This window comes from Roseixanthobacter psychrophilus, from assembly GCF_043195195.1.
In the GTDB taxonomy this organism is placed as follows: domain Bacteria; phylum Pseudomonadota; class Alphaproteobacteria; order Rhizobiales; family Xanthobacteraceae; genus NCEH01.
In genome coordinates this window covers 1-1,928 of record NZ_JBAFWT010000117.1, presented here as the reverse complement: position 1 = coordinate 1,928, position 1,928 = coordinate 1, and the positions used below count along the sequence as shown (strand labels likewise).

4 protein-coding genes are annotated in these 1,928 nt (G+C 62.0%); all 4 read left to right on the top strand.

Annotated elements, in window-relative coordinates; all coding sequences use genetic code 11:
- On the top strand, positions 1–643 hold a 643-nt coding region (locus tag V5F77_RS28675), incomplete at its 5' end, for a multicopper oxidase domain-containing protein (RefSeq protein ID WP_429008450.1).
- A 13-nt stretch (positions 644–656) separates the two neighbouring features.
- A complete protein-coding gene (locus tag V5F77_RS28670; protein WP_394025872.1) occupies positions 657–1,127 on the top strand; it encodes a cupredoxin domain-containing protein in 471 nt (156 codons plus the stop codon).
- Positions 1,128–1,153: 26 nt separating this feature from the next.
- A complete protein-coding gene (locus V5F77_RS28665) occupies positions 1,154–1,438 on the top strand; it encodes a copper-binding protein (protein ID WP_394025876.1) in 285 nt (94 codons plus the stop codon).
- A gap of 56 nt (positions 1,439–1,494) precedes the next feature.
- Positions 1,495–1,928: DUF411 domain-containing protein (locus tag V5F77_RS28660; protein ID WP_429008449.1), on the top strand; the 434-nt coding region annotated here is incomplete at its 3' end.

Sequence of the window (1,928 nt, the reverse complement as noted above, 5' to 3'; positions counted from 1 at the left end):
TAAGGTCCGCATCCGGTTCGGCAATCTCACCATGACGAACCACCCCATCCACATGCACGGCTACGACTTCAAGGTGTCGTGCACCGATGGCGGTTGGGTGCCGGAGGCCGCGGCCTGGCCAGAGGTCACCATCGATTGCGCCGTCGGGCAGATGCGCGCCTTCGATTTCGTCGCCGACAAGCCCGGCGATTGGGCGATCCACTGCCACAAGTCGCATCACACCATGAACGCCATGGGCCACGACGTGCGCAACTTCATCGGCGTCGACAAGAAGGAGTTCGCCAAGAAGGTGCGCAAGCTCGTCCCCGACTACATGCCGATGGGCACGGCGGGCATGGCGGACATGGGCGAGATGGAGATGCCGCTGCCCGACAACACGCTGCCGATGATGACGGGCTTCGCCCAGTTCGGGGCGGTCGAGATGGGCGGCATGTTCTCGGTCGTCAAGGTGCGCGAGGGGCTCGCATCCGGCGACTACAAGGATCCGGGTTGGTTCAAGCACCCGGAAGGGACGGTCGCCTTCGAGTGGAAGGGCGAACCGAAAAAGGCTGAACGCGCTCCTTCCCCTAAGTTCGACAAGACCAAGACTGCCGAGTTCAACGTCGTGAAACCCGGCGTCAAATCCCCCCACAACAATCATTGAGAAGGAATTCCAGATGAAGACGAGAATTTTGGTCGCCGCTCTCGCGGCCCTATCACTATCCACGGCCGCTCTGGCGGACGCTGGCCACTCCCATGGCGATGAGCGTGCGTATGGCGAACCCGGCGATCCGAAGAAGTCGGGCCGAGTCGTCCAGGTCACTATGCGCGAAGCGGACGGGAAAATGGAATTCATCCCAAACCGGATCGAAATCCGCAAGGGAGAACAGGTGAAGTTCGTCCTCCGTAACAACGGCGAGCTCGACCACGAAATCGTCCTTGCCACTCTGGACGAAAATCTCAAACACGCCGTCGAAATGGCGAAGAACCCCGACATGGAGCACGACGATCCCAACGCTAAGCGTCTCGCTCCGAAGAAGACGGGGGAGATTGTGTGGAAGTTTACGAAGGCAGGCGAGTTCGACTTTTCCTGTCTGATCCCGGGTCACCGAGAAGCCGGCATGTTCGGCAAGATTGTCGTCAAGTGACCGAGTCGAAGAGAAGGAGCAGAATGATGCGCAAATTCATGATGGCAGCCGCGATCTCAGCGTTCTCGACCGTCGCCCTGGCGCAGACCGCTGCGGTCGACGGGCAGGTAACCAAGATCGACGAGGCCCAGGGCAAGGTCACACTCAAGCACGGGCCGATCAAGAACCTCGACATGGACGGCATGACCATGGTGTTCGCCGTCGCCGACCCCACCATGCTGAAAGCGGTCAAGGTGGGCGACAAGGTCAAGTTCGAGGCTGATCGTGTGAGCGGCCGTCTGACGGTCACCAAGATCGCCAAGGCGAAGTGACATCTCGCGATCCCCGGGGAGCGCTGCGGCGCTCCCCGTCCCCGGAGGACCACCCGATGAACATGGATCGCAGACGCGTGCTCCTGCGCGCTGGCGCGACGCTGCTCTCGCCAGTCCCTGCCAAGGCCGCCGGCCAACCTTTGGTCACGGTCTACAAGGATCCGTCCTGCGCCTGTTGCGGGGCCTCGGCCGACCATATTGCGAAGGCCGGCTTTTCCACGAAGATCGTCGGGGAGCGAAGGATGAACGCAATCAAAGTTCGCTTTGGGATTCCCTCGGCGCTTTGGTCCTGCCGCACGGCCGAGGTCGAAAACTTCCTTCTCGAAGGCCACGTTCCAGCCACGGCTTTGGCCCGGCTCCTGGCTGCGCGTCCGTCCGCACGCGGCATCGCCGTTGCCGGCATGCCGGTGGGATCGCCGGGCATGGACGTTGCGGGGATGGAACCCGAGACCTACGACGTGATGGCTTTTGGTTCCGCGGCGCCGAGCGT

Bases quoted from the DNA above. Each gene is read 5' to 3' on its own strand.
- V5F77_RS28665 (WP_394025876.1), top strand. From the start codon at position 1,154: ATGCGCAAATTCATGATGGCAGCCGCGATCTCAGCGTTCTCGACCGTC.
- V5F77_RS28670 (WP_394025872.1), top strand. From the start codon at position 657: ATGAAGACGAGAATTTTGGTCGCCGCTCTCGCGGCCCTATCACTATCC.